General features: G+C 58.1%; 24 protein-coding genes. 11 read left to right on the forward strand and 13 right to left on the reverse strand.

All coding sequences use genetic code 11. From position 1 onward, the window contains the following. Positions 1–72: 72 nt before the first annotated feature. The 5 genes from ACLRDN_RS22790 to ACLRDN_RS22810 all read right to left on the reverse strand — a co-directional run bounded on the left by ACLRDN_RS22790 (position 73) and on the right by ACLRDN_RS22810 (position 5,090). On the reverse strand, positions 73–1,557 hold the full coding sequence (locus ACLRDN_RS22790) for a DegQ family serine endoprotease (RefSeq protein WP_413458117.1): 1,485 nt from the start codon (positions 1,555–1,557) through the stop codon (positions 73–75). A 158-nt stretch (positions 1,558–1,715) separates the two neighbouring features. After that, positions 1,716–3,050 carry an ATP-binding protein gene (locus ACLRDN_RS22795; RefSeq protein ID WP_413458118.1) on the reverse strand — a complete coding sequence of 445 codons (1,335 nt, stop codon included), beginning with the start codon at positions 3,048–3,050 and terminating at the stop codon, positions 1,716–1,718. Continuing rightward, positions 3,047–3,703, reverse strand: coding sequence for a response regulator (locus ACLRDN_RS22800; RefSeq protein WP_088755163.1), 657 nt, complete (start codon positions 3,701–3,703; stop codon positions 3,047–3,049). The genes ACLRDN_RS22795 and ACLRDN_RS22800 overlap by 4 nt, the downstream gene beginning before the upstream one ends. Before the next feature lie 21 nt (positions 3,704–3,724). Next, positions 3,725–3,919, reverse strand: coding sequence for a DUF2905 domain-containing protein (locus tag ACLRDN_RS22805; RefSeq protein ID WP_034332265.1), 195 nt, complete (start codon positions 3,917–3,919; stop codon positions 3,725–3,727). A gap of 10 nt (positions 3,920–3,929) precedes the next feature. Then, on the reverse strand, positions 3,930–5,090 hold the full coding sequence (locus ACLRDN_RS22810) for a class I SAM-dependent methyltransferase (RefSeq protein ID WP_413458119.1): 1,161 nt from the start codon (positions 5,088–5,090) through the stop codon (positions 3,930–3,932). Positions 5,091–5,125: 35 nt separating this feature from the next. Here ACLRDN_RS22810 and ACLRDN_RS22815 point away from each other — a divergent pair, with 35 nt between their 5' ends. From ACLRDN_RS22815 to ACLRDN_RS22825, 3 genes are all read left to right on the forward strand, one after another. Beyond that, positions 5,126–5,893 (forward strand): SDR family oxidoreductase, encoded by a 768-nt coding sequence (locus ACLRDN_RS22815; protein WP_413458120.1) that lies wholly within the window; start codon positions 5,126–5,128, stop codon positions 5,891–5,893. A gap of 18 nt (positions 5,894–5,911) precedes the next feature. Then, positions 5,912–6,301: a dihydroneopterin aldolase gene (locus tag ACLRDN_RS22820; RefSeq protein WP_008333021.1), complete on the forward strand. Its 390-nt coding sequence runs from the start codon at positions 5,912–5,914 to the stop codon at positions 6,299–6,301. A gap of 163 nt (positions 6,302–6,464) precedes the next feature. After that, complete coding sequence (locus ACLRDN_RS22825; RefSeq protein ID WP_413458121.1) at positions 6,465–6,719, forward strand: helix-turn-helix domain-containing protein; 255 nt, start codon at positions 6,465–6,467, stop codon at positions 6,717–6,719. An 81-nt stretch (positions 6,720–6,800) separates the two neighbouring features. Here ACLRDN_RS22825 and ACLRDN_RS22830 read toward each other — a convergent pair whose 3' ends face one another. Further along, positions 6,801–7,433: a YitT family protein gene (locus ACLRDN_RS22830; protein ID WP_008333023.1), complete on the reverse strand. Its 633-nt coding sequence runs from the start codon at positions 7,431–7,433 to the stop codon at positions 6,801–6,803. After that, positions 7,426–8,616 carry an aromatic amino acid transaminase gene (locus ACLRDN_RS22835; RefSeq protein WP_413458122.1) on the reverse strand — a complete coding sequence of 397 codons (1,191 nt, stop codon included), beginning with the start codon at positions 8,614–8,616 and terminating at the stop codon, positions 7,426–7,428. Before ACLRDN_RS22835 ends, ACLRDN_RS22830 begins: the two co-directional genes overlap by 8 nt. 433 nt (positions 8,617–9,049) lie before the next feature. On the opposite strand from ACLRDN_RS22835, the gene ttcA reads away from it, so the two are divergent. From ttcA to ACLRDN_RS22860, 5 genes are all read left to right on the forward strand, one after another. Next, entirely contained in the window at positions 9,050–10,012 is a 963-nt protein-coding gene (ttcA, locus tag ACLRDN_RS22840) for a tRNA 2-thiocytidine(32) synthetase TtcA (RefSeq protein WP_413458123.1), read from the forward strand. Positions 10,013–10,453: 441 nt separating this feature from the next. Next, a complete protein-coding gene (gene rfbG, locus ACLRDN_RS22845) occupies positions 10,454–11,527 on the forward strand; it encodes a CDP-glucose 4,6-dehydratase (RefSeq protein ID WP_413458124.1) in 1,074 nt (357 codons plus the stop codon). 84 nt (positions 11,528–11,611) lie between these two features. Further along, positions 11,612–12,553 (forward strand): hypothetical protein, encoded by a 942-nt coding sequence (locus ACLRDN_RS22850; RefSeq protein ID WP_413458125.1) that lies wholly within the window; start codon positions 11,612–11,614, stop codon positions 12,551–12,553. Between the two features lie 30 nt (positions 12,554–12,583). Beyond that, positions 12,584–13,426 (forward strand): hypothetical protein, encoded by an 843-nt coding sequence (locus tag ACLRDN_RS22855; RefSeq protein WP_413458126.1) that lies wholly within the window; start codon positions 12,584–12,586, stop codon positions 13,424–13,426. A gap of 91 nt (positions 13,427–13,517) precedes the next feature. Continuing rightward, on the forward strand, positions 13,518–14,654 hold the full coding sequence (locus tag ACLRDN_RS22860; protein ID WP_413458127.1) for a DegT/DnrJ/EryC1/StrS family aminotransferase: 1,137 nt from the start codon (positions 13,518–13,520) through the stop codon (positions 14,652–14,654). Here ACLRDN_RS22860 and ACLRDN_RS22865 read toward each other — a convergent pair. From ACLRDN_RS22865 to ACLRDN_RS22885, 5 genes are all read right to left on the reverse strand, one after another. Next, positions 14,642–15,346 carry a phytanoyl-CoA dioxygenase family protein gene (locus tag ACLRDN_RS22865; protein ID WP_413458128.1) on the reverse strand — a complete coding sequence of 235 codons (705 nt, stop codon included), beginning with the start codon at positions 15,344–15,346 and terminating at the stop codon, positions 14,642–14,644. The two genes, ACLRDN_RS22860 and ACLRDN_RS22865, sit on opposite strands and share 13 nt — an antisense overlap. Before the next feature lie 12 nt (positions 15,347–15,358). Further along, positions 15,359–16,252, reverse strand: a complete 894-nt coding sequence (locus ACLRDN_RS22870) for a hypothetical protein (protein WP_413458129.1) — start codon at positions 16,250–16,252, stop codon at positions 15,359–15,361. Between the two features lie 62 nt (positions 16,253–16,314). Further along, positions 16,315–16,974, reverse strand: a complete 660-nt coding sequence (locus ACLRDN_RS22875) for an acetyltransferase (RefSeq protein ID WP_413458130.1) — start codon at positions 16,972–16,974, stop codon at positions 16,315–16,317. After that, the gene (locus ACLRDN_RS22880; protein ID WP_413458131.1) at positions 16,974–17,615 is read right to left on the reverse strand and encodes a class I SAM-dependent methyltransferase; all 642 of its coding nucleotides are present in this window, start codon (positions 17,613–17,615) and stop codon (positions 16,974–16,976) included. Before ACLRDN_RS22880 ends, ACLRDN_RS22875 begins: the two co-directional genes overlap by 1 nt. Then, entirely contained in the window at positions 17,612–18,322 is a 711-nt protein-coding gene (locus tag ACLRDN_RS22885; RefSeq protein ID WP_413458132.1) for a WbqC family protein, read from the reverse strand. Before ACLRDN_RS22885 ends, ACLRDN_RS22880 begins: the two co-directional genes overlap by 4 nt. A 390-nt stretch (positions 18,323–18,712) precedes the next feature. Between ACLRDN_RS22885 and ACLRDN_RS22890 the strand changes: the two genes are divergently transcribed. After that, positions 18,713–20,398: a methyltransferase domain-containing protein gene (locus ACLRDN_RS22890; protein ID WP_413458133.1), complete on the forward strand. Its 1,686-nt coding sequence runs from the start codon at positions 18,713–18,715 to the stop codon at positions 20,396–20,398. 122 nt (positions 20,399–20,520) lie between these two features. On the opposite strand, the gene ACLRDN_RS22895 is transcribed toward ACLRDN_RS22890, so the two are convergent. Further along, positions 20,521–21,324: a phytanoyl-CoA dioxygenase family protein gene (locus ACLRDN_RS22895; protein ID WP_413458134.1), complete on the reverse strand. Its 804-nt coding sequence runs from the start codon at positions 21,322–21,324 to the stop codon at positions 20,521–20,523. A 346-nt stretch (positions 21,325–21,670) separates the two neighbouring features. Here ACLRDN_RS22895 and ACLRDN_RS22900 point away from each other — a divergent pair, with 346 nt between their 5' ends. Then, positions 21,671–22,405 (forward strand): glycosyltransferase family 25 protein, encoded by a 735-nt coding sequence (locus tag ACLRDN_RS22900; RefSeq protein ID WP_413458135.1) that lies wholly within the window; start codon positions 21,671–21,673, stop codon positions 22,403–22,405. A 103-nt stretch (positions 22,406–22,508) separates the two neighbouring features. Then, positions 22,509–23,867 carry a bifunctional UDP-N-acetylglucosamine diphosphorylase/glucosamine-1-phosphate N-acetyltransferase GlmU gene (gene glmU, locus ACLRDN_RS22905; protein ID WP_413458136.1) on the forward strand — a complete coding sequence of 453 codons (1,359 nt, stop codon included), beginning with the start codon at positions 22,509–22,511 and terminating at the stop codon, positions 23,865–23,867. The last annotated feature ends 28 nt before the right edge of the window (positions 23,868–23,895 follow it).

A 23,895-nucleotide genomic window follows, 5' to 3' on the forward strand; every position in this document is an offset into this window, starting at 1 on the left:
CAAAACCTCAAGACTTGAAGACGTCAATACCGCAAATCATTTAAATCGTTTATAACATTTAAGACATTTAGTTCAATTCAGGGCCAGCGGCACGAAGATCTTTTCATCACCCCGTTCCACCAGCAAGGCGACATTCTTGCCGGCCTCGCTGGCCAGCTTGCGCAGCTGCGCCACACTGGAGACAGGCGTGCCGTTAAGCGCCAGGATCACGTCGCCGCTCTGGATGCCGGCCACGGCGGCCGGACCGCTGGCGTCTTCCACCAGCAAGCCTTTCTGGCCACCGAGCTGGGCTTGCTCATCCTTGTCCAGCGGACGCACCGCCAGCCCCAGACGGCCCTGGTCATCGGACTTGCCGGGCTTGGCCTCATTCTTGGCCTGCTTCATCTCGCCCACGGTCACGTTCATGGTGACGACCTTGCCGCCGCGCATGACCTGGATGGGCTTGCTGGTGCCCGGCGCGGTATCGGCCACCAGCGTGGGCAGGTCGACCGAATGATCGATCGCGTGGCCATCGAAGCTCAGGATCACGTCACCCGCCTGCAGGCCGGCCTTGTCCGCCGGGCTGCCCTTTTCCACCGAACTGACCAGCGCGCCCTCAGCCTTCTTCAAGCCAAAGGATTGGGACAAGGCCTGGTTCAGGTCCTGCACCGACACGCCCAGTCGGCCCCGCGTCACCTTGCCGTGCGTGACCAGTTGCTGCTCGACCTTCATCGCCACGTCGATGGGGATGGAGAACGACAGGCCCTGGAAGCCGCCGGTCTGGCTGTAGATCTGCGAGTTGATGCCGATCACCTGGCCATTCAGGTCGAACAGCGGGCCACCGGAGTTGCCCGGGTTGACAGCCACGTCGGTCTGGATGAAGGGCACGTAGTTGTCATCGGGCAGGCTGCGCGACTTGGCGCTGATGATGCCGGCAGTGGCCGTGTTGTCGAAGCCATAGGGCGAGCCGATGGCCAGCACCGGCTGGCCGACCTTCACGCGGGAAGGATCGCCGATCTGCACCGTGGGCAGGTTCTTGGCATCGATGCGTATGACGGCGATGTCACTCTGCTTGTCGATGCCCAGCACCTTGGCCTTGAACTCGCGGCGGTCGGTCAGCTTGACCACCACTTCCTGGGCGCCATCGACCACGTGGGCATTGGTCAGGATCAGGCCATCGGGCGAGATGATGAAACCGGAACCGAGGCCGTGCATGATGCGCGGCTGCTGCGGCATCTGCAGTTGCGGGCCGAAGCGCTTGAAGAATTCGGAGAAGGGATCGTTCGGATCGAGGCCGTTGTCGTCATCATCGGCGACCTTGCGGGCCTTGCCGGTGACGCTGATGTTGACCACGGCCGGGCCGTAACGCTGGACGATGCCCGAGAAATCGGTCGCCGCCGCGACCACCGGTCCGGCCGGGGCAGCGGGCGCGGTATTGGACGCCACCAGCGGGGCGTTGAGCGCGGCCGCGTGCGCCGACGGCAGGTCGGCACCACGAAAATAGACGTAGCTGCCGCCCACCACCGCGGCAATCATCACAGCCAACGTGTTACGAACAAAAACGATGCGACGGCTCATCTTCTTCTCCTTGATCGAACGGGATATCGAGGGTCGGGGCCGTTGGGCCACAACCGTTGGAGTGAAGATTAAGCAGTGAAAATTAAGACAAACTTAAGGCTGGAAAATTGAGCATTAACCTGCGCTTAATGCTCCGAAAACGCCATCCGGCAAGCGATTCAGGCCGGCAACAGCGTGAAGACCACACGCGCCTGCAAGCCGCGCCCGGTATTGCGCAATTCCACCGGCACCCGGTGCAGGTCGGCGATCTGGCGCACGATGGCCAGCCCCAGGCCGCTGCCGAAGGCACCGCGTGAGCTGCCCTGTTCCTGCGCACGCTGGGCCCGGTAGAAGCGATCGAAAACGCGCGGCAATTCGCTCTCGGCGATGCCGGGGCCACTGTCCTGGATCACCACCGCACACCTGCCCGCAGCGGGGAATTCGAAACCGACATCGACCACGCCACCCGCCGGGGTATAGCGCAGGGCGTTGTCCACCAGGTTGTTGAAGAGGATGCGCAAGGCATCGGCATTGCCCTGCACGCGCAGCGGACGGCCGTCATCGCCCTGGTCCGACAGCCCGAGATCGATGCCGCCATGCTCGGCCACCGAAGACAAGTCGCCCACGACACTGCCCAGCAGCGTACGCAGGTCGACTTCAGCCAAGCCCATGGCATCGGGCTCCTGGCGCGCCAGCGTGAGCAGCTGGTGCACCAGGTGGGTGGCGCGCTCCAGGCCGTTCTTGAGGTCGGCGAAGGCAGCGCGCCGCTCCTGTTCATCAGTGGCGCGCTCGGCCAGCTGCGCCTGCAGGCGCAAGGCCGTCAGCGGCGTGCGCAATTCATGCGCCGCATCGGCAACGAAGGCGCGCTGCGTTTCCGTGGCCTGTTTGAGCCGTGCCAGCAGGTCATTCAAGGCATGCGTGAGCGGCTGGATTTCCTGTGGCATGCCCACATCGGCAAGCGGTTGCAGCGAATTCATGTCGCGCGCCGCCACTTCGGCGGCGGCCTTGCGCACCGGAGCCAGCCCCCGGCTGACCGCCACCCACGACAGCACACCGATGAGCGGGAAGAGCAACAGCAAGGGCACCACCGTCTTGACCGCCATCTGCGCGGCGATCTCGTCACGCGCGCTCTGGGGCTGCGCCACCTGCACCACAGTACTGCCGATCTGGGCGCTGTAGACGCGCCACATGCCATTGGGCCCGCGCACGTTGGCAAAACCCAGCTCAGCCTGGCGCGGCATGGCCCCGCGTGCATGGGAGTGATAGATGACCGAGCCACGGCTGTCCCAGATCTGCATCATGATCTCGTCCTCCAGCTCGGGGAACTGCTGCCCCGGCGAGATGGGCGAGAAGGCCTGGCGCGGCAGCGAGGCCGCGATCTGGCGCATCTGGTAATCGAAGATCTGGTTGGCCTCGCCGCGCGCCTGGAAGTACAGCGCCACGCCGGCCAGCACGATGATGGAGAACAGCCCCAGTCCCAGCCACAGCAGCAGCTTGTTGCGGATCGATTTCATGCCGGCACCAGGTAGCCCACGCCGCGCACGTTCTTGATGAAGTCGCTGCCGACCTTCTTGCGCAGTGCGTGGATGTGCACTTCGACGGCATTGCTCTCGATGCTGTCATCCCAGCCGTAGAGTTTTTCTTCCAGCTGGGCGCGCGAGAGCACCACGCCCGGGCGATCCATGAAGGCGTGCAGCAACGCGAATTCGCGCGCCGACAAATTGACCGGCTTGCCGCCCACGGTCACTTCATGCGTGGCGGGATTCAAGACCACTTCGCGCACCTGCACCAGGCTTTCGGCGCGTCCGGCCTGGCGGCGTGAGAGGGCGCGCATGCGGGCCGACAGTTCTTCCAGGTCGAAGGGCTTGATGAGGTAATCGTCGGCACCGGCATCGAGCCCGGCCACGCGATCGGCCACGGCATCGCGTGCCGTGGTGATGAGCACGGGAATGGCGCTGCCGCGTTCACGCAGGGTGCGCAGCACGGCCAGGCCATCCTTCTGCGGCAGGCCCAGGTCCAGCAGCAGCATGGCGTAGTCCTCGGTGCGCAGGGCCACGTCGGCCGACTTGCCGTCCTGCACCCAGTCGATGGCGAAGCCATCCTGGCGCAAACCCTTGCGCACGGCCTCGCCCACCATGGGATCGTCTTCCACCAGCAATACGCGCATGTTGACTACTCCTGATCGGACTCAGAGGATCTTCGCCAGCAGGAACACCACCACCGAAATGAGGATGGTCGAGGCAAAGGGCAGCGAAAAGATGCGGCCGAACAAGCGGAAACGCAAGTCTCCCGGCAAGCGGCCGATGCCCAGCTTTTCCAGCCAGGGCAGCAAGGTCGAGAACACGATGACCGAGAGGAAGATGACAACGATCCAGCGAATCATGCGGGGCTCCTCACAGGCGATGGGTGCGGTCGTGGCGCAGCATGCGGGCCGGCCACTCGACGTTCTTGCCGATGGCCAGCACCTTGAAGAGCTCGCCCATCTCGGCCGGGGAAATCAGTTTCTGCATGCCGTTGGCCAGCGGCAGGTAGCGCAGGCTGTCCTCGGGCGAGGTGCGCAGCAGCAGCTCGCCGATACCGGCATTGAGCAGGAAGGCGCCCTGGCTGGTGTAGGCCAGCACCTCCGCGCCCTCCTCCACCGCCGCCACCGCCATCGCCGTGAAATCCACGTGCGCGGTGATGTCCTGCAAACCCGGCCAGTAGAAAGGGTCAGTATGGGCGTGATGGCGGTAGTGGCACATCAGCGTGCCCTGGTCGCGGTCGGGCAGGTAGTATTCTGCGGCGGGGAATCCGTAATCCGGAAGGATCGCCAAGGCACCGGGGCCGCTGGCCAGCATGCGGCCCAGGGTGCGCATGAAGCCGATGGCCACCGGCGACAGTTCGGTCAGGTAACCGGCCGGCAAGGGTTCGGCCTCGGGAATCTGCGCCACCGGCAGGTCGCTCACGGTGCGGTCCGCAAACTGCAGCCGGCCCGTGGCATCGACCGTGACGCCGCGTTCCTGCCAGCCCTCTTCGGCCTTGATGGCCAGGCGCACCGGCATGGCATCGAGCACTTCGTTGCCGACCACCACGCCCGAGAATGTTTCCGGCAGGGCATCGAGCCACTCCACCCGAGGCGCAAAAGCGGCCAGGGTTTCCTGCTGGCGGGCGCGCAGCTGGGCCGAGATTTCCACGATGAAATATTTCTCGGGCAGCGCCTCGCGCGACTGCAGTTCGGTGAGGATGTCACGGGCCAGCTTGCCGGTACCGGCACCGAATTCCAGCAGCACATTGGCCACCTGCGGGCTGGCCGCGATCACTTCGGCGGCCAGGTGGGCCAGGGTTGCGCCGTACAGCGGCGAGATTTCCGGGGCGGTTGTAAAATCGCCGTCCTTGCCCAGTTTGGAAGAACCCCCGCTGTAATAGCCGACCTGCGGCGCATACAGGGCCAGCTCCATGTAACGTTCGAAGGAGATCCAGCCGCCGGATGCGGCGATCTCGCCGGCGATCAGGTGCTGGAGGGAATGCGAGGCGGACTGTGCGTCAGCGCCGGGTTCGGGTAGTTGCAGTTGCATGGGCCGTATTGTATCGACGATTGGAAACCTGGAACATGACATCACCCTCTTCTGCAGGTATTGCGCTGGTCACCGGCGCCGCACGCCGTATCGGCCGCCACATCGCCCTGGCCCTGGCGCACGCCGGCTGGGACGTGGCGGTCCACTACAACCGTTCGCGCGAACAAGCCGATACGCTCGTGCGCGAGATCGAAGCCCTGGGCCGCCGTGCCCTGGCCGTACAGGCCGAACTGGGCGACGAGGCCCAGGTACGCTCCCTGCTGCCCCAGGCCGCGCCGCTGGGCCGCATCACCTGCGTGGTCAACAACGCCTCGCTGTTCGATTACGATGACGCCGCCAGCTTCGGCAATGACCGCCTGCTGCGCCACATGAGCGCCAACGTCGGCGCGCCCGTGCTGCTGGCGCAGGCCTTGTTCGAGGCCACGCCGGAGGGGCAGCAAGCCGTCGTCATCAACCTGCTGGACCAGAAACTGTACAATCCCAATCCTGACTTCCTGTCCTACACCCTTTCCAAGGCCGCCCTGCACAGCGCTACTACGCTGCTGGCACAGGCACTGGCGCCCAAGGTGCGGGTGGTCGGCGTGGCACCCGGGCTGACCATGGTCTCGGGCGACCAGACCGAGGACCAGTTCGACAAGGCGCACACGGTCACCCCCCTGGGCCGTGGCAGCACGCCCGAGGACATTGCCGCTGCGGTCTGCTACGTCGCTTCGGCGCGGGCCGTCACGGGCACTACCCTGCTGGTCGATGGCGGCCAGCATTTGCTTCCCCTTTCGCGCGACGTCATGTTCGTGGCGAAATAACCTTAATTTTTTCTGATCATGCTCTTTCTCTCCCATCCTTCCCTGCAAGATTGCCGCCGCCTGTTCCTGCGCAACTACGAGGTGTTCATCAACATCGGCGTGCACGAGTTCGAAAAGAAGGGTGAGCAGCGCATCCTGATCAACGTCGACCTCTACGTCCCGCTGGCCGAGACCACGCCGACGGCCGACCACCTGGACGAAGTGGTGGACTACGACTTCATCCGCTCCACCATCGCCGAACGCATGGCGCGTGGCCACATCCACCTGCAGGAAACCCTGTGCGACGACGTCATGACCGCCATGCTGGCCCACCCCAAGGTGCGCGCGGTGCGGGTGTCCACCGAGAAGCCGGATGTGTATCCGGATTGTGATTCGGTGGGGGTGGAGACTTTCAGGATCAAGGCTTGATCCACATCGGCCAGACTGCTGTGTCCTGCAGACCCCGCTTGATGCGGGGTTTTGTTTTTTGGACCTTCATTTTTCCCAAAGCGACGATTGCCGGCTCGGATGCTTGCGGGTAAAACGCAACGCAAGATCTGTTCAATGTGGAAGCACTCGGAAGGAGCACGGCATGCAATTCAAACTGATACGCACCCGCAAGGATTACCAAGCCGCGCTGGCTGAAGCAGAACGCCTGTGGGACGCGCCCGCCCAATCGGAACAAGCCGACCAGCTCGATGTGCTCACCCTGCTGATCGCCGATTACGAACGTGCGCACTTTGCCATGGATGATCCCGATCCAATCGACTTCCTGCTGCACGTGATGGAAGCGCGCGGTCTCTCGCGCAATGATCTGGAGCCTGATCCGGGATTGTTGCAAGTGTGAACTAACCCAGAACTAAAAAAAATGCCGTCCAGTCTGCACTGAACGGCATTCATTCCAGCCAGGCGATCCCGCCTACCCTTCTTACATTCCCATATACCTGCCCGCCCGGTGATTCAAGGCAATCACCAGATTGGCCGTCACCGCCCCGAGGATGGAGGCCAGCAGCACGCGCGGCGTCACCACGAACAGCGAACACAGCACGATCACCACATCCACGCCCATCTGCAGCTTGCCGGCGCGCAGGCCGTAGCGGTCCTGCAGGAACAGCGTCACCACGTTGATGCCCCCCAGGCTGGCACCATGGCGAAACAGCATCACGAAACCCACACCCATCAACAGTCCACCCAGCACCGCGCTGTAAAACAAGTCCAGCTTGGCATAGCCGATGAAATGCGGATGCATCAGCGAGAAGCCCGACACCAGCGCCACCGCACAGAAGGTCTTGCCGGTGAAGCGCAAGCCCATCCGGCGAAACGCGAAGTAGTAGAACGGGATGTTGATGGTGAAGAACACCACGCCAAACGGCAGGCCCGTCAGGTAATGCGTCAGGAAGGCCAGGCCGGCGGTGCTGCCGGTCAACAGGCCCACCTGGCTGTACATGTTCACCGCGAGCGAGACGAAGAGCGTGCCGGCCACCAGGGCCAGCACGTCTTCATAACTCTTGTGGCGCAGGTCGGCCGCCGACACGGCGGCCTTGCTTGCCACTTCAGCCACGCAGCACCTCGGCCATGGTCTCGGCCACGCGTGCAACGTTGCTGTCGTTCAGGCCCGCCACGCAGATGCGGCCGGTGCCCACGGCATAGACGCCGAACTCGTCACGCAGGCGATCCACCTGGGCCGAGCTCAGGCCGGTGTAGCCGAACATGCCGTTCTGGCGCAGCAGGAAGGAGAAGTCCTGGTCCGGCACCGCGCTCTTCAATTGCGAGGCCAGCTTGACGCGCATGTCGCGCACGCGCACGCGCATCTCCTCGACTTCGGCACGCCATTGCGTGGCCAGCTTGTCGTCGCCCAGCACATGCGCCACCAGCAGCGCGCCATTGCGGGCGGGGCTGGAGTAGTTGCGGCGCACGGTCAGCTTCAGCTGGCCCAGCACGTTGGCGGCCTGCCCTGCCTGCGGGCAGAACACCGACAAGGCACCGATGCGCTCGCTGTAGAGCGAGAAGATCTTGGAGAAGGAGTTCGACAGGAAGAAGGGAATCTGGCGACGCACCGCTTCGCGCACCGGCCAGATGTCGTCGTCCAGGCTCTCGGCAAAGCCCTGGTAAGCCAGGTCGAAGAAGGGCAGCAGGCCGCGCTGCTCGACCACGGCGATGATCTGCTCCCACTGCGCGCGGGTCGGGTCGACGCCGGTCGGGTTGTGGCAGCACGGGTGCAGCAGCACCACGGCGCCCTTGGGCAGGCTTTGCAGCTTGTCCAGCATGCCGTTGAAATTGAGGCCCTTGGTCTGGGCATCGTAGTAGGGATAACGCTCGGTCTTGAAACCCGCGCCTTCGAAGATGCCGACGTGGTTGTCCCAGGTCGGGTCCGGCAGCCAGATGGTGGGCTGCGGGAAGAAGCGCGCGATCAGGTCGGCACCGACCTTCAGTGCGCCCGAACCACCCAGGGTCTGGACGATGGCCAGGTGCTCGGCCGACGGCAGGTCGGCACCGAAGAGCAGCTTGGCCACGGCCTGGCGGTAGGCGGCATGGCCTTCCATGGGCAGGTAGACGTAGGGCGCGCCGGTCTCGGCCACCGCGGCCGAGGCGGTGCGCACCGAGGGCAGCACCGGCACCACGCTACGGCCATCGGTATAGATGCCGATGCTCAGGTTGACCTTGTTGCTGCGCTCGTCGCGCTGGAATTGTTCCATCAGGCTCAGGATGGGATCGCCGGCATACGGCGGGAGATGCGAAAACATGAGGACCTCGTCAATGTGGGAAAACGCCGATGCCGGCACAGTCCAGCTTGTCCGGCAAGACCGCCATGGTAGCGCGGCGTGCGGAAAAATTCCCGTTCCGTCTGTGCGTATCCCGTTTTTTTGCAGTTCAGGAGGCGAAAGCGCCCTGGCAAGGTCCGGCACAGGCGATGCAAAACGGCTTGTTGCCCCTGCCTGTCAGATCGGCTGCGCCCCGGGGATCAGGCCCGAAACCCGGTTCCGGAGCCGGTAATGAGGCATCCATGCGACGCTTGCCACGCGGCAAGCCACGCGGAAATGGCAGGATCCGGCGCTGCATGAGAAAATGCCGGTCCTCCGCCCGCACGCAGCCTTCCGCCCCTGTCCCCTCCGGACATGGATGAGCGGCAACATTGCTCGTCCGGCAGCAACAGCCTACCGATTGAAGGAATACCCCATGAACGACATTGCCGCTGCAGTGCAACTGTCCGACCTCGCCGACCTCGATGCTTCCTCCGCACAGGCGCAGGAAGAACGCGGCCAGCCTGAAGTGACCGCGCGCGGTTCGCGCCGCTTCGAGCTGCTGGAAAAGAACATCCGCCGCCTGACCGGCCGCGCCATCGCCGACTTCGACATGATCCGCGACGGCGACGTCATCATGGCCTGCATGTCGGGCGGCGCCGACAGCTACACCATGCTGGACACGCTGCGCTACCTGCAGACGGTGGCACCGGTGAAGTTCGAGATCATTGCCGTGAACCTGGACCAGAAGCAGCCCGGCTTCCCCGAGCACATCCTGCCGGAGTACTTCGAGCGCATCGGCGTGCCCTATCGCATCGTCGAGGAAGACACCTACAGCATCGTCAAGGAAAAGATCGCCCCCGGCAAAACGACGTGTTCGCTGTGCTCGCGCCTGCGCCGCGGCATCCTCTATCGCGTGGCCAAGGAACTGGGGGCGACCAAGATCGCGCTGGGCCATCACCGCGATGACATCCTGCATACCTTCATGCTCAACATGTTCTACGGCGGCAAGATCAAGACCATGCCGCCCAAGCTGATCGCCGACGATGGCGAGAACGTGGTGATCCGCCCGCTGGCCTACGTGCGCGAGCCGGACATCAAGAAGTACGCAGCCGCCATGGAATTCCCCATCATTCCCTGCAACCTGTGCGGCTCGCAGCCCAACCTGCAGCGCCAGGCCATGCGCGAGATGCTCAATCAGTGGGAGAAGACCAATCCCCTGTGGATCAAGAGCATGTTCACGGCCATGGCCAACATCACGCCCTCGCACATGCTGGACCGCAGCCTGTTCGATTTCACGCATTTCACCGCCGGGGCCGGCAAGCAAGCACAGGGCGATACCCTCTTTGACCGCGACGACAAACTGGACCAGGGCCAGTCGGTGATCAACCTCGTCTGACAACGCACGATACGGGACGGCTCATGCCGTCCCGCAAAAAAACTTAGTCCAACGAGACAGTGCGTTCCACCTCATCCGTACAAAACGCCCTTGTGGCGCGGCTTTCGCGCCCATCACCAATTCCCGCGGGTTGGTGCAAAAGTAAAAATTTGTTGTCATCCGGCTATAGTCGGGGAATGAGCATCAAAAACCCTCCTCTTCCGCGCTTGAAGGCGAAAACACGCATGTTCTAATCTGTCCCATCGCAATGTCTTGCCGCAAGGCTGCATTGCCAGGGAAGAAAAAACACAACCATGCAGTCGTGGTTTCGCAGGGAAACGTGGTCCTGACCAGAATGACGGCCGGGCTACGTGGTTTCGCCATCCGCGTGACTGATTGGCTTGCCGCCATCACGCCTCTGCACCCGAACGACTCTCTGCCATACGTGTATGAGGCTGCCTGATGGCTAACTTTTGGCGCGACAAGCGCGTTTTCATCACCGGTCATACCGGCTTCAAGGGGAGCTGGCTGACGCTCTGGCTGCACCTGATGGGGGCGCGCGTGAGCGGCTATGCATTGCCGGCGCCCACCAATCCAAGTTTGTTTCATCTGGCTCGGCTGCAGAACTGCGTGCAAACCACCACCGGCGACGTGCGTGATCCGCGCCATCTGGCCGAAACGCTGGCGGCGGTGCAACCCGATGTGGTTTTCCACCTGGCCGGCCAGCCACAAATCAGCCAGGCCTTTCTCAACCCGCTCGATACGTTTGCCACCAACATGATGGGCACCGCCCATCTGCTGGAGGCAGTGCGACATACGCCGAGCGTGCGGGCGGTAGTGATCGCCACCAGCAACAAATGTTACGAGAATCGGGAATGGCTATGGGGCTACCGGGAAGACGATCCCATGGGCGGACGCGATCCCTTCAGTAGCAGCAAGGGTGCGGCCGAACTGGTCACGGCCGCCTACCGGCGCTCCTATTTTTCGGATGATCAGAACTGCCGGGTGGGTGTGGCGTCGGTACGGACCGGCAACGTCATCGGCGGTGGCGACTTCTCGCCGGAGCGCCTGCTGCCCGACTTCATCCGCGCTCTGGAAAAAGAAGAGCCCGTCGTCATCCGCCAACCCCGTGCCGTGCGCCCTTGGCAATTCGTGCTGGAACCTCTGTCGGGCTATCTGCAGATCGGCAAGTTGCTCTATGAGCATGGCAGCGCGTATGCCGAAGCCTGGAATTTCGGACCGGCCGATACCGACCTGCAAACCGTGGCCCAAATCTGCGCCACCTTCAACCACTCGTTGCAGAAGAATGATGTGGAACCCATCGAAGTAAGACTCGAACCCGAGCCAGACGACCAGCAGCAGGCGGTGCTACGACTGGATATCTCCAAAGCACGCCAGCGCCTGGACTGGATCCCGCGGATGGAACTCTACACGGCGCTGGAGCTGACCGCGCAATGGTATGCCGGCTATCTAAACAACGAAGACCTGCGTGCCCTGTCCGAGAACCAGATTGCTTTTTATCAGAGTCTGTCATAAGCACATCATGAGCAGGCGGATGGAAGTATTGCCGCAGCGGCCCCACCAACCGCACACACCCATGGGTGCTGAACATCAACCGATATGCAAAACGATTTTCTTCTCATCAGATCCTACGGCAGCGGAAACGCGCTTGCGCGCGTGCAATCTGATCCCATCACCGATGGCCTGGCCGAGTTAGGCCAGTCGGTCCGGAAACTGGTCTATACACCTGGCTCGTCCATTGACGTCAGCACTCCCAAGTACCTGCTGGTGAGTTATGACGACAACGACGCTCTACTGCGAGCACAGGCTCTCAAGCGACGCACAAACTGCAAGGTGATCTGCCTGGGTTCGGATATCTACTATCTGGACCGCTACGCCGCCATCGCCGAAATTACCGATCTGTTCGTGATGCCTACCGAGGCGCACAAGGAAGTCCTGGAATCGGTGGTGTGGGAAAAAGTCATCGTCATTCCCGAAGCCGTCGATTCAATCGCCTTGGGCGAGCCTGGCAATGAACGTCCGGTGGAACGCAACAACCAAATCTGTTGGTTTGGGTACCCCGAGTCATTCCACAAGGCCTTCAAGTACATCTTCGACAAGGCCCTTGCCCGCAGTGGCATTCCCAAAAGCCAATTCGCATTCATTACCTCGACCAGCATCGTTGAGGGCATGCGGCACCTGCATTTTCATGAAAAAAGTTTCTATGCAATGACGCAGCAGTTCGGCTACACCTTGCTGAGCCATTTCGCATTTGACTGCCACATCAATTCTTTTGCCAAGTCGCCCAACAAGCTGATCACCAGCCTCGTCAGAGGCATGATGCCGTTGGCGTCCAGGACGCGTAACTACGAAGATGTCATGCGTCACTACAATTTGGAGGCGCTGATGTTTTCCAATGGCAACGATCTCGTGAATCTCCTGCGCAATCTTGACGCTGACCGTGACAATAGCCGCTATGATCTGAAGGCAATTTCCCTCGACTTGCAGGAACGCTTCAGCGCGCGCAATAACGCAAAGCTCCTGTTGGATGCGCTCAACTGATCCCGACCTCTCGCAACAGCCAAGAGCACCATGAACAAGAACATTTTTCAGATTCACTACGACGACGCCAGCCGCAACATGCTGGACCCTGGTTTCATTGCACTTGAGGTGGTGAATAATCCGCGTCCGGATTGGCGCGAATACTGGGCGATCCGTAATTTCTTTCTGGGTAATACGCTCAACGAAGATGAGTACTACGGCTTTCTTTCGCCGGCCTTTCGCAACAAAACAGGGCTCAGTGCAGAGCAGGTCAATATCTTCATGGAGAACAACCCGGGACAGGACGTCTATACTTTTTCACCGATGATCCAGGAATCGGCCTGCTACCTGAACGTTTTTGAACAGGGCAATCGCCATCATCCGGGCATGGTCTCGGTGGCATCCAGCTTTTTCAGCTTGATGGAAATCAACGTTGACCTCAAGACCTTGGTCAATGATTTCCGCACCACCATCTTTTGCAATTACATCGTTGCCAAGCCGCGCTTCTGGCAAAAATGGTTTGCCATTACGGAACAGCTGTTCCTGATTGCAGAGCAGAGACAAAGCAAGCTGGGTGAAGAACTGACCGCTGTTACCGATTATTCGAAGGCACAGGTACAGATGAAAGTCTTCATCATGGAGCGTATCGCTTCGTTGATCCTGGGCTTGTCGCCCGAGCTCAGCATCGGCGCTTACGACATCAACACCATGCCCATGAGTCATCCCCAGTTCGCGCGCTATCGCCGTGAGATGACCATACTCAATGCATTGAAGATCGCCTACATGGCAACTTCGGACTCGATTTATCAACATTACTTCTTTACGTTAAGACAGGAAGTACTGAGTGCATGCGAGCCGGATTATCCGCATCCTACGCGCATCGACTATTTCTGACAGCGCATCGAACAAGCCCGGCGCATGCGATCTGGAATGCAGTGAATAAAACAAAGCGCATGTGTTAAAAACGGCTAATGGAACATTCACCATGCCAAAAGACGAAATATTTGTAACCCGGCCCCACCTTCCACCGTTGGCTGAACTTGTTCCTTATCTCGAAAAAATCTGGGATAGGCGAATCCTCACCAATGGCGGCCCATTTCATCAGGAACTTGAAGCGCGGCTGTGCGATTATTTGGGGGTGCCTCATATTTCTTTGTTCAACAACGGCACGATCGCTCTCATCACGGCACTTCAAGCGCTGGAAGTTAGTGGCGAAGTAATCACGACGCCTTACTCTTTCGTTGCGACTTCCAACGCTCTACTCTGGAATGGCATTCGCCCCGTCTTCTCGGACATCGATCCAATCACGCTTAACCTGGATCCTGAACGCATAGAATCGGCGATTACCGAACACACTTCAGCAATTCTGCCAGTCCATTGCTACGGAAGACCCTGCGCAGTGGAAGCCATGGAGAAGATTGCACAAAAACATAATCTAAAGCTGGTCTATGATGCGGCCCATGCTTTCGGCGTCAGGAACGGTGATCGCGGTATTCTAAATTATGGCGACCTGTCGATCCTGAGTTTTCATGCGACCAAAGTGTTCAATACCTTTGAAGGCGGGGCCATTGTCTCTCACACGCCGGAGATGAAGCGCGTGATTGATAACTTAAAGAATTTCGGGTTCGTCAATGAAACTACCGTGGTGCAAGCGGGCATCAACGGCAAGATGAGCGAGATAAATTGCGCCGTCGGGCTACTGCAATTGGAACATCTTGAATCAGCCATCGCGCAGCGCCAAAGCATTGCACGATATTACAATCACCATTTGTCGCTAATCCCGGGCATCACCATTGTCGGCGGAAACCTCCTGGAATCATCCAACCACTCCTATTACCCCATCCTGGTTGAGCAAGAATATCCAATAAGCCGAGACGAGCTTTATGAGTATCTGAAATCCAAAGGTATTTTCAGCCGCAGGTATTTTTACCCGTTGATTTCAGATTTGAAGATGTTTCAAGGCATCCCGAGCGGAGCTGCATCCAATATTCCAGTGGCAAAAAAAATCGCCGACAAGGTATTGTGCCTGCCTATCTACCCTGACCTGGATCAGGATTCGCTTGAGCGAATTGTCAGCGAAATCGCAGCACCTGGAAGCAGTTCCCAAGTTCAGCGAAGGTAAGCGCTCCGGTCAACCGACACGCCATAGGCGCCAACGAAATCACGGCCATTCCACTGATCACAGGAAAAGTCGTCATAGCGGCACGAGAGAGAAAGCTTCCACTCCGTCGGCAAGTCAACGGTCTTGGTCTTATGCACAAGGTAAGGCGACATCAACACCAGATCGCCAGCAGCAACCTCAACATCCTTGAAACCGTCAATGTCTTGCTGATCCAACACATAGCCGGACTCGGTTTGTGTACCTGGCCATAAACCATTCTTCTGACTGCCCGGGATGAGGCGCAAGCCTGGTGCTTCGCTATCGATATCCCTTAACGAGGTCCACACAATGACTCCACGGGTGGAGGTCCCCATGCTGGGCCAATCCTGATGGTAGGGCAGACCGTAATTATTACCTGTCAGATCGGCCGATGTGTAATGCGTCACCACAGGCCCCGTCTGCACAATTTCGCCGATCCCGACTTGCTCCTTGAGCAAATGATTTAAAGCAGGATGGCAAAAGAACTGCTTAACCGAAATGTGCTCTGCGAGCAGTTTGATGATGCGACGGTTACGCGCAACATTGTCAGTGAACTTGCATTGGAAATCATCGATGAATGCATCTCGAATGACTTCCATCTGCCGGGCGAAGGCTTCGCCATGGACGATCACATACCCCAGCTTTTCAAAATCGCCCGACCGAATCTGAATCATAGTGATCTTTCTCTATTCAATACATTCTTCGGCATAGCCGAAGCCGCTTTCTCCGAAACCATTTCCATTATAAAAAAGGTAGTTCTTCCCGTTCACCTCAACCAGCTCCGGATAGGCCAGCATGGATGCGTCCCATCCTGAGGTGCTGACATCGATGCCGGCCATGTGGTCCAGGCGGCGCCATTTCAGGCCATCTGCAGATTCCGCATAGCCGATGCGGTAGCTCCGCGCGGGGTCTTCCCGGTAATGCTCGATACTTCGGTAGCAATACCACATCCGATACCCCTCGCGTTCTTTCCTTACGGTCGCGCGAACTATGCCGCCCTCCATGTCATTGGCATAATCGATGGCGATCTGTCCATGCCGTCGCCAGTTAACTCCATCATTCGACTCAGCGTATTTCAAGTGATAGCGCGGCTCCATCGTGTCGCCGATCTTGCGCCATTCCGTGCAAGACAGGTACCAGTTGCGCCAGATTCCGTTTTCTATCCGGACACAGGTAGTGGCGCAAAAATAAGGCTCTGACGCAGTACGGTCCATGATGGGCCCTTCATAGAGGCGTCGGTAGGTCTCGCCCCCATCTTCGCTGATCGCAAGTCCGACGGAATTGTGGTACGGAACGGTATTACGCACGTTCCACCCGATGTAGTAGAGATAATGAAGACCGTTATGTTCCACCACAGAAGAAGGCATCATCCCGCAATCATCGAAAGCGCCCAAACTCCCCAAAGGCAGCAGCGGCTCTTCTTGCACGTTCAGAACTTCGCTTAACGCCTCCGCGTTGAGATCCAGCCGGGCAATGAAACTTCGATTTTGCGCATCGCGGCTACTGAACAAAATTCGTATCCGGCCATCTTTGACTCCTGCTGCGGTAGGAATCTGAGCATGCGAATGCGCCCACTTCAATCGCCGGTCCGGGACATAGATCAGACCCCGCTTGGACCATCGTATGGTTTTCACAAGGAACCTCAGAGTTTAAGATCGACGCTTGACATCGATAGCTTGGTAGCCGGATTCCCCTTGTAAACAGACCACTCTTCAGTATTTTTCATGATCGCCGACGCCATGGCGACAAAGGTTCCTTCGCCAATGACAATATTGTCTCGCAGCGTCGCGTTTACACCGAGAAAACTATAGGCGCCGATCTTGCAGTGACCCGACATGACGACATGCGATGTGACCGTGACGTGCGCACCGATGCTTCCGTGGTGACCGATGTGATTGCCACTCCAAAGAACCACATTATCGGCAATGTCCGTAAAAGGCTGAAGCGTATTGTCTTCCAGGATAAAACAGTTCTCCCCAATCTTGTTATTGAACACCGTTGCTTTGGAACTCACATAGCTAATCAGGCGGTAGCCCTTGGCTTTGATCTTCAGGAAGACACGCTCGCGGGCACGGTTCATGTCCTTGGGCGACATAGGAGCGAAGAAATGGAACTTATCCGGCGGGAATGACTGTTCCACCTCCTCGAAGGCGACGACCGGCAGTCCTCTGAACTGCCGGTCATCGGGAACATAATCTTTGTCAACACAGAAGGCGGCTACCACGTGTTCAGAATCATGCGCCAGATAGAAATGCGCAAGCTCGGCATAGTCTTGAATACCGAAGATGATAACGTTGGCCATTAGCGGGGCTCCTTATAGACATATACCGTGTATTCATACAAGCCGTAGTCATTGCGTATTACGTAGTGCCTGGAAAGTTGCTTCACCAAGAAATTGCCGAGCATATCCATGGGCATATGAAACAGATCATCTCGCTCCCAGTCGACTTGTTTGGACATCACGTTAAAGGCGATACCTACCTTAGCCTTGTTGAAGATGATCTTCAGCATTTTCTGCAAATACGAGAACATCTGATCGAACGTAAGCTCTCTGCGCTCGGTAAATACACCGTTCATCACGATGTAATCAAACTCTGGAAGAAGATCAGGACTTGCCAATACATCCAGTAGCAAATACCGGTTCTGCGGAAATTTTTTCCTCGAAAGGTCGACAAAGGCTTCTGATGCATCCAGCCCCGTATATTCCACCGCAGTGACCTTATTGTTCAAAATATAGTGATAAAGATGTGATGCACCGCAACCGAAATCAAGTAACGTGGACGCGCCTGCCGATTTCGGCCGCATCACATCCAACATGACCTGATAGCGTTTCGCGGCATCGGCTTCGTTCGGCCAATCCACGCCTTTCAGGGTATCGCCAAACTGCGCCAGGCAATGTTCGTAATGCTCAATGAGCAGCTGGTAGTTATTCTGGTCGTTCACGAGACAGCCCCATGGGAAAGATGCCGCGAAATTGCTGACGGGTCATTATTCATCAGCACGTCGATTATTGAGAGTCCGGCTAAAAATGGACTGCCACCCTGGGGATAGGGGTCCAATACCGGCGTAAGAAACTTCAATTCCAATTCTGCTGCGGCAAACGCATTCTCATCATAAAGTTCTTTACCTCCCGGCGGATTGATGTACACATGCGCGTCTTCCTGACGACATATGTCGATAATGCGTTCTTGCCCCTTGATCTCGGCATTGCCATAGCAGCGGGAAGAAGGGATCAATTCAGTCCGTAGCTCCAGCCGCTTGTGTATCTGCTCGATACTGTTGAGCAAGAAGGCGGACAATTGATCGGAGGGAAACAACAATATCTCCTCCACCAGCGGAAAAACGCGTTCAAACTGTGGGGCTTTTAAGTAGGCCTGATGAAACGTCTTGAGCAGTTTCTTGCGCCACGACATGTCTGGGCTTATTGCGATGTCGCATATGCGCCGATTCTGGCTCGCGTTGAGCAGGGGAATGGTGAACAGGTGGGCCGCCCCATTGATGCATATCCGATTGCGATTGATCCAGCCTTTGTTAATAAAACTAACATCATCAAAAACCACGAAAGCATCCACTTTCTCCATCAGCTGGAAATAGCCGATGTATGGGAGAAAGTACGGCTGCATGATCGCTAGCTTATGCCGGTGACTCATCGAATTCCAGAAATAACTGCAGGTTGGCAAACTCAATCCGAGCTCAGCCAGTGACTTGAAACACCTCACGCCCGTCAGAGATGTTCCTCAATAATTCAACATCCATTGGTGTATTTCAGCTGCTCTTGACTGTGGCGACATTATGTCGCTCCCGAGAAAGACCGTATCTCTTGAGTAAGGACCAAAATCTGTACCATTTTCCATCCTGCCCCCCATTCTGGAGGTCAAGGATACAGGCTGCCAAACATCCTGTTGTTCGTCCCTTTGAAGCGCGAACACACTGATATGCTGTTGGAATTGACACGTGTTTCCACGTTCCGCTGTTCACGGAACCACGGGTAAATTGAGAGCGGGCTATAAACCAACACAATTTGACAGAGGTAGCTATTTATGGCAGTCGTCAGTATTTTGATTCCGGCATTCAAGCCGCAGTACTTGGCCATCAGCTTAAACAGCGCGTGCCAGCAGACATTTACGGATATCGAAATTCTGGTCGGTGACGATACTGCAGATGGCATTCTGAGAAAAACAGTAGAAGAACTCCAGGATCCCAGAATCAAGTACTTTCATACGGGTTTTCAGAATGGCATAAAGAACTCGCACCGGCTATGGGAGTTGGCGCAAGGAAAATACGTCAAATGGCTATACGACGACGATGCGCTGCTTCCCCGTTCCGTTGAATGCCTGGTCGCCGCCTTGGAGGCCAACCCGGACTGCCTGATGGCTTTCCACGAACGCGTCTTCATTGACGAGAAAAACAACGTCACCTCGGTCCCGTCCAAGATTGTCGCGGATGGCCAGATCGTCCGTGTAGATCGCGCATCGCTGGTCAACAACATGGTCGCCCAACAGCACAACTTCGTGGGCGAACCCTCCAATATCATGGTGGTCCGCAATCACCTGACCTCGTTCAGTCAAGTGCTCAATTACAGGGGAATCGAGCTTCACTTCCTGCATGACGTATCCATGTATCTGCATTTGGCAAGCATGGGGCCAATACTGGCAGTGGGCGGCTATCTCAGCGCCTTCCGCAAACACCAAGCTCAGAATTCCGATGCAGGTAGTTCAATCATGAGCGCCGGATTCTTCGAATGGGAAGTTTTCGTACGCGGGGAAGCGGATGCCAACAACCTTTCCGATGAGCGGTTAGGTCTGGCGCAGGCCAGTTTGGCCCGGCTTTACGGTCAGGGAGTAGCCAACCTGCCGGAGTTGGGGCGTCTGATGAGCAATCTCGGAGAACTGACAGCACCTCCTCAGGGCGGCTTGCTTCATTCTCCGCGATTCAGTGCCGATCTCGCTTACGCCACTTCAGAAATGGCAGCACGAAAAGCTACCCGTCGCCCGGAATCATCTTGCCCGATTTGTAATCAGCGCGTCACAGCGTGGCTAGCCCATCCTGAAACGCAGAATATCGATCTCAGTTTCCTGCAACGCGTCGAAAGTATCGGTTCTCGTCTGGACAAACATCTCTGTCCGGTCTGTCATTGCAACGACCGGGACCGCCATCTCTGGCATTACCTGACGCGGACCGGTTTGCTGCAAGCGCCCCGCACATTGCGGATCTTGCACATCGCGCCCGAAGCGCGACTGGAGCCGCTGATACGCCAAATGCAGCCGGCCGATTATGTGTGTGGAGATCTGTTCCCCAAATACCCACATCACCACAAGATCAATGTCGAGCAGCTCGACTTCCCTGACGATCGTTTCGATCTGATCATCTGCAATCACGTGCTGGAGCACGTCGCATCTCCCGAGCTTGCTGTTGCCGAGTTTCACCGTTGCCTGGCACCGGGCGGCCATCTGGTGGCGCAAACGCCGTATGCAAGGCTGCTCAAGCATACGTTCGAGCTCACCAAGTCCCCGTCAGTCGAATTCGCCACCCACTTCTTCGGCCAAGACGACCATGTCCGCTTGTTTGGCATGGACATCGAGAAACTGTTCCATCAAACTGGCTTGATTGGAGCGCTCTATCCGCACAACACCGTCTTGCCTGACGTTGATCCCGAAATAGCCGGAGTGAATGGAGAAGAGCCTTTCTTCCTGTTCCGAAAAGGTATGGCTCCTGCAATAGGCTGACATAGGACGGCGCCAGAGCTATGGCCCCGCCTGCTGTGATCGTGGTCAGGCAAAATAGCTCGGCGCCTGATTCTTCATTCCAGGCGGCGAAGCTTTTTTTCCTGGCTATCTAGGGCCGCCGATCACTTCTCCAAAGCCTCATACCCTGTCCTTAGAGAGAGACTGGAATAGGGATCCGTGCTTGGAACAGAACAGCCTCCGAGCAGAAGCTGTTGCTGCTTGGTGAGATGGTGAGCCTTGTTTTTCATCATTCCCCAGATATCGAATTGCTGCTTGCACCACCAGGCTCTGTAGGTAAGAAGGAGCGTCCAGCCACGCCGGGCCGAGCGATTCGGGCAGGTCGCATGATGCAAATTGGAATAAAAAATGATCAGATCGCCGGGGTCCGTTTCCAACGTCACGCTATCGTCGTAATCCCGCTTCGAGTCGGGCATGCCATCATCCAGATGGCTGCCAGGCCTCACCCGGAGCGCTCCATTCTCCGCATCCAGTTTATCGACAGAAAGCAGACATTGGAGAGACCAAGTCTTCTCATTGCCGATCTGCAACCTCACGTCAACATGAAACGGCAAGGCCGACTGCCCATCACGTGCATTGAACTGACTCAGAATATAATTGTGCTCGTTTTCCGGAATACACCGGTAGTGGATATCGTTGAACAGTGCGCCGATAATATCCCGGTGAACCCCTGTACTGGCCAATCGGAGGAAAATATCGTCATAGAGAAAAACGTTATTGATGACCCGATCGTTTTTTATCAGGTTTTGAATGCCGATCGGAGCGGCCTTTGCGACGACGTCCGCACTGCTCCAATGGTCGGCATATAGGGATTCAAGGCGTTGTATGCAGGTGTTCAAATCGCTTTGAGGAATATAATTTTTGAGGATGATATAGCCATCCCTTTTCAAGTCACCTACTGCGCTCATGATTGATCACCCTCCTTTGAATTAAGATAGCGAGCCACTTCTAGTTATTTTCGCGAAAGTGGATATGGACTAGTTAACCTCATATACCTTCTTCTTACAATAACTTCAGCGTTTGAAAATCAAGCGCCCGCGAAATTAACAACGGCAAGCTTATGCGTAGTGCATTTAGGTCGAATTCTTCTTAGGAACGCACGTTTTGAGGCGGTAGCAATGCCAGGCCCTGCTTTCTCTCGTACATCGGTGATTGCTCCACAAAATATGGCTGCGGTTTGCATTGAATCCCGTGAAAGCTGACCATACCTGCGGGTTTAGTCGTACGTCGTAGAACATCAACAAAGGTCTTGCCATGACACCGGTTCGTGTAATCAGCTTGGACGACGCTCACGCCAGAAGAGCAAGCTTTGCCAAGCAAAATCAGCACCTCGACTACGAAATCATCAACGCGGTCAGAGGCACCCAGATTGCTGCGGACGTGCTTGGCAACCGTAATCTTTTTGCCCCCGACCTTAAGTATTCCAAAGGCGCGCTGGGTTGCGCGCTGTCTCACTTGGCCGCCTGGTTCGAGGCCATCGATACGCAACAGCCGGTGACCGTGGCCGAGGATGATGCCATCTTTCGGCATGATTTCCATCAACAACAGCAACAGATCATTGCCAACGCGCCAGCGGATTGGGACATCCTGGTATGGGCCTGGAATTTCGATTCCATTTTGTCGACCAATGCCATGCCGGGGATTTCCCATGCCGTCATGGTGTTCGACCAGAACCAGCTCCGCCAAAAGACACTGGAATTCCAGCAGTCGACGCAAACTCCTGTACTGCTGCCACTGGACAAATGCTTTGGCACACCCGCCTACACTATCAGTCCGAAGGGGGCTGCCCGCTTTGTAGAGGAGTGTTTCCCATTGAGCAATTTCATGCTGTACTTCCCCGTGCTCAACAGAAACATGCTCAACAACGGCATCGATATCGCCATGAACCGCGTCTATTCGCAGTGCCAGTCTTACGTAGCGTTCCCGCCGTTGGCCATCACCAAGAACGAGCACGAGATCTCCAGTATCCAGGCTGAACGCAACCTCTGACCATTCTGCCTTCCCCCCCCTCTGGAACCCCATCTTCTACGCGGAGGCAACCGTCGATCCAGGATCGCCTCTTAACCTTAAAGTAATTTTCCAACTCTTTGTCATGAACATCGTCATCCTCGCCGCCGGCATGGGCAAACGCATGCAATCCTCGCTGCCCAAGGTCCTGCACCCGCTCGCCGGCAAGCCGCTGCTGGGCCATGTCATCGATACCGCGCGCCAGCTGGCGCCCACGCAACTGTGCGTGATCTACGGCCATGGCGGCGATGCCGTACCCAAGGCCTTCGCCAACCAGGGCCTGTCCTTTGCGCTGCAAGAACCGCAGCTGGGCACCGGCCACGCCGTCATGCAAGCCGCACCGCATCTCGTTGATGGCGCGCCCACGCTGGTGCTGTATGGCGATGTGCCGCTGACCACCGCCGCCTCGCTGCAGCGCCTGCTGGATGCGGCCGGCCAGGACAAGCTGGGCGTACTCACCGTGACCCTGGACAACCCCACCGGCTACGGCCGCATCGTGCGCGAGGGCGGCAAGATCACGCGCATCGTCGAGCAGAAGGATGCCAGCGAGGCCGAGCGCAGCATTCGCGAAGTCAACACCGGCATCATCGTCGCGCCCACGGCGCGTCTGCGCCAGTGGCTTGCGAAGCTCTCCAACAACAATGCCCAGGGCGAGTACTACCTGACCGACGTGATCGCCGCCGCCGTGGCCGATGGCGTTGAAGTCGTCTCGGCCCAGCCCGATGACGTGGCCGAAACCCTGGGCGTGAACAGCAAGGTGCAACTGGCCGAGCTGGAACGCGTGCACCAGCGCAACATCGCTCATCGCCTGCTGGAGAACGGCGTGACCCTGGCCGACCCGGCGCGCATCGATGTACGGGGCGCTCTGGAATGCGGGCGCGATGTGAGCATCGACGTCAATTGCGTCTTCGAAGGCCAGGTCAGCATTGGCGAAGGCAGCAGCATCGGCGCCCATTGCGTGATCCGCAATGCGCGCATCGGGGCGGGCGTGGCCATCAAGCCCTTCACCCACATCGAGGATGCGGTGGTGGGCGACGGCGCCCAGATCGGGCCTTATGCGCGCCTGCGTCCGGGTACCGAACTGGCGCGGGATGTGCACATCGGCAACTTCGTCGAGGTCAAGAACAGCATCGTGGGCGTGGGCAGCAAGGCCAATCACCTGGCCTATGTGGGCGATGCGGATGTGGGCAGCGGCGTCAACGTCGGCGCCGGCGTGATCACCTGCAACTACGATGGCGCCAACAAATTCCGCACCATCATCGAGGACGGCGCCTTCATCGGCAGCGACACGCAACTAGTCGCCCCGGTGCGCGTGGGCAAGGGTGCCACCATCGGTGCCGGCACTACCCTGACCAAGGATGCCCCGGCCGACCAGCTGACCTTGTCGCGCGCCAAGCAGCTGTCGCTGTCGGGATGGCAGCGGCCGGTCAAGATCAAGAAGTGAGCGCTGCGGATGGTTGGGCCTGTGGGTA

The sequence above is a fragment of the Herbaspirillum huttiense genome (assembly GCF_047300815.1).
Classification (GTDB): Bacteria; Pseudomonadota; Gammaproteobacteria; order Burkholderiales; family Burkholderiaceae_D; genus Herbaspirillum; species Herbaspirillum huttiense_A.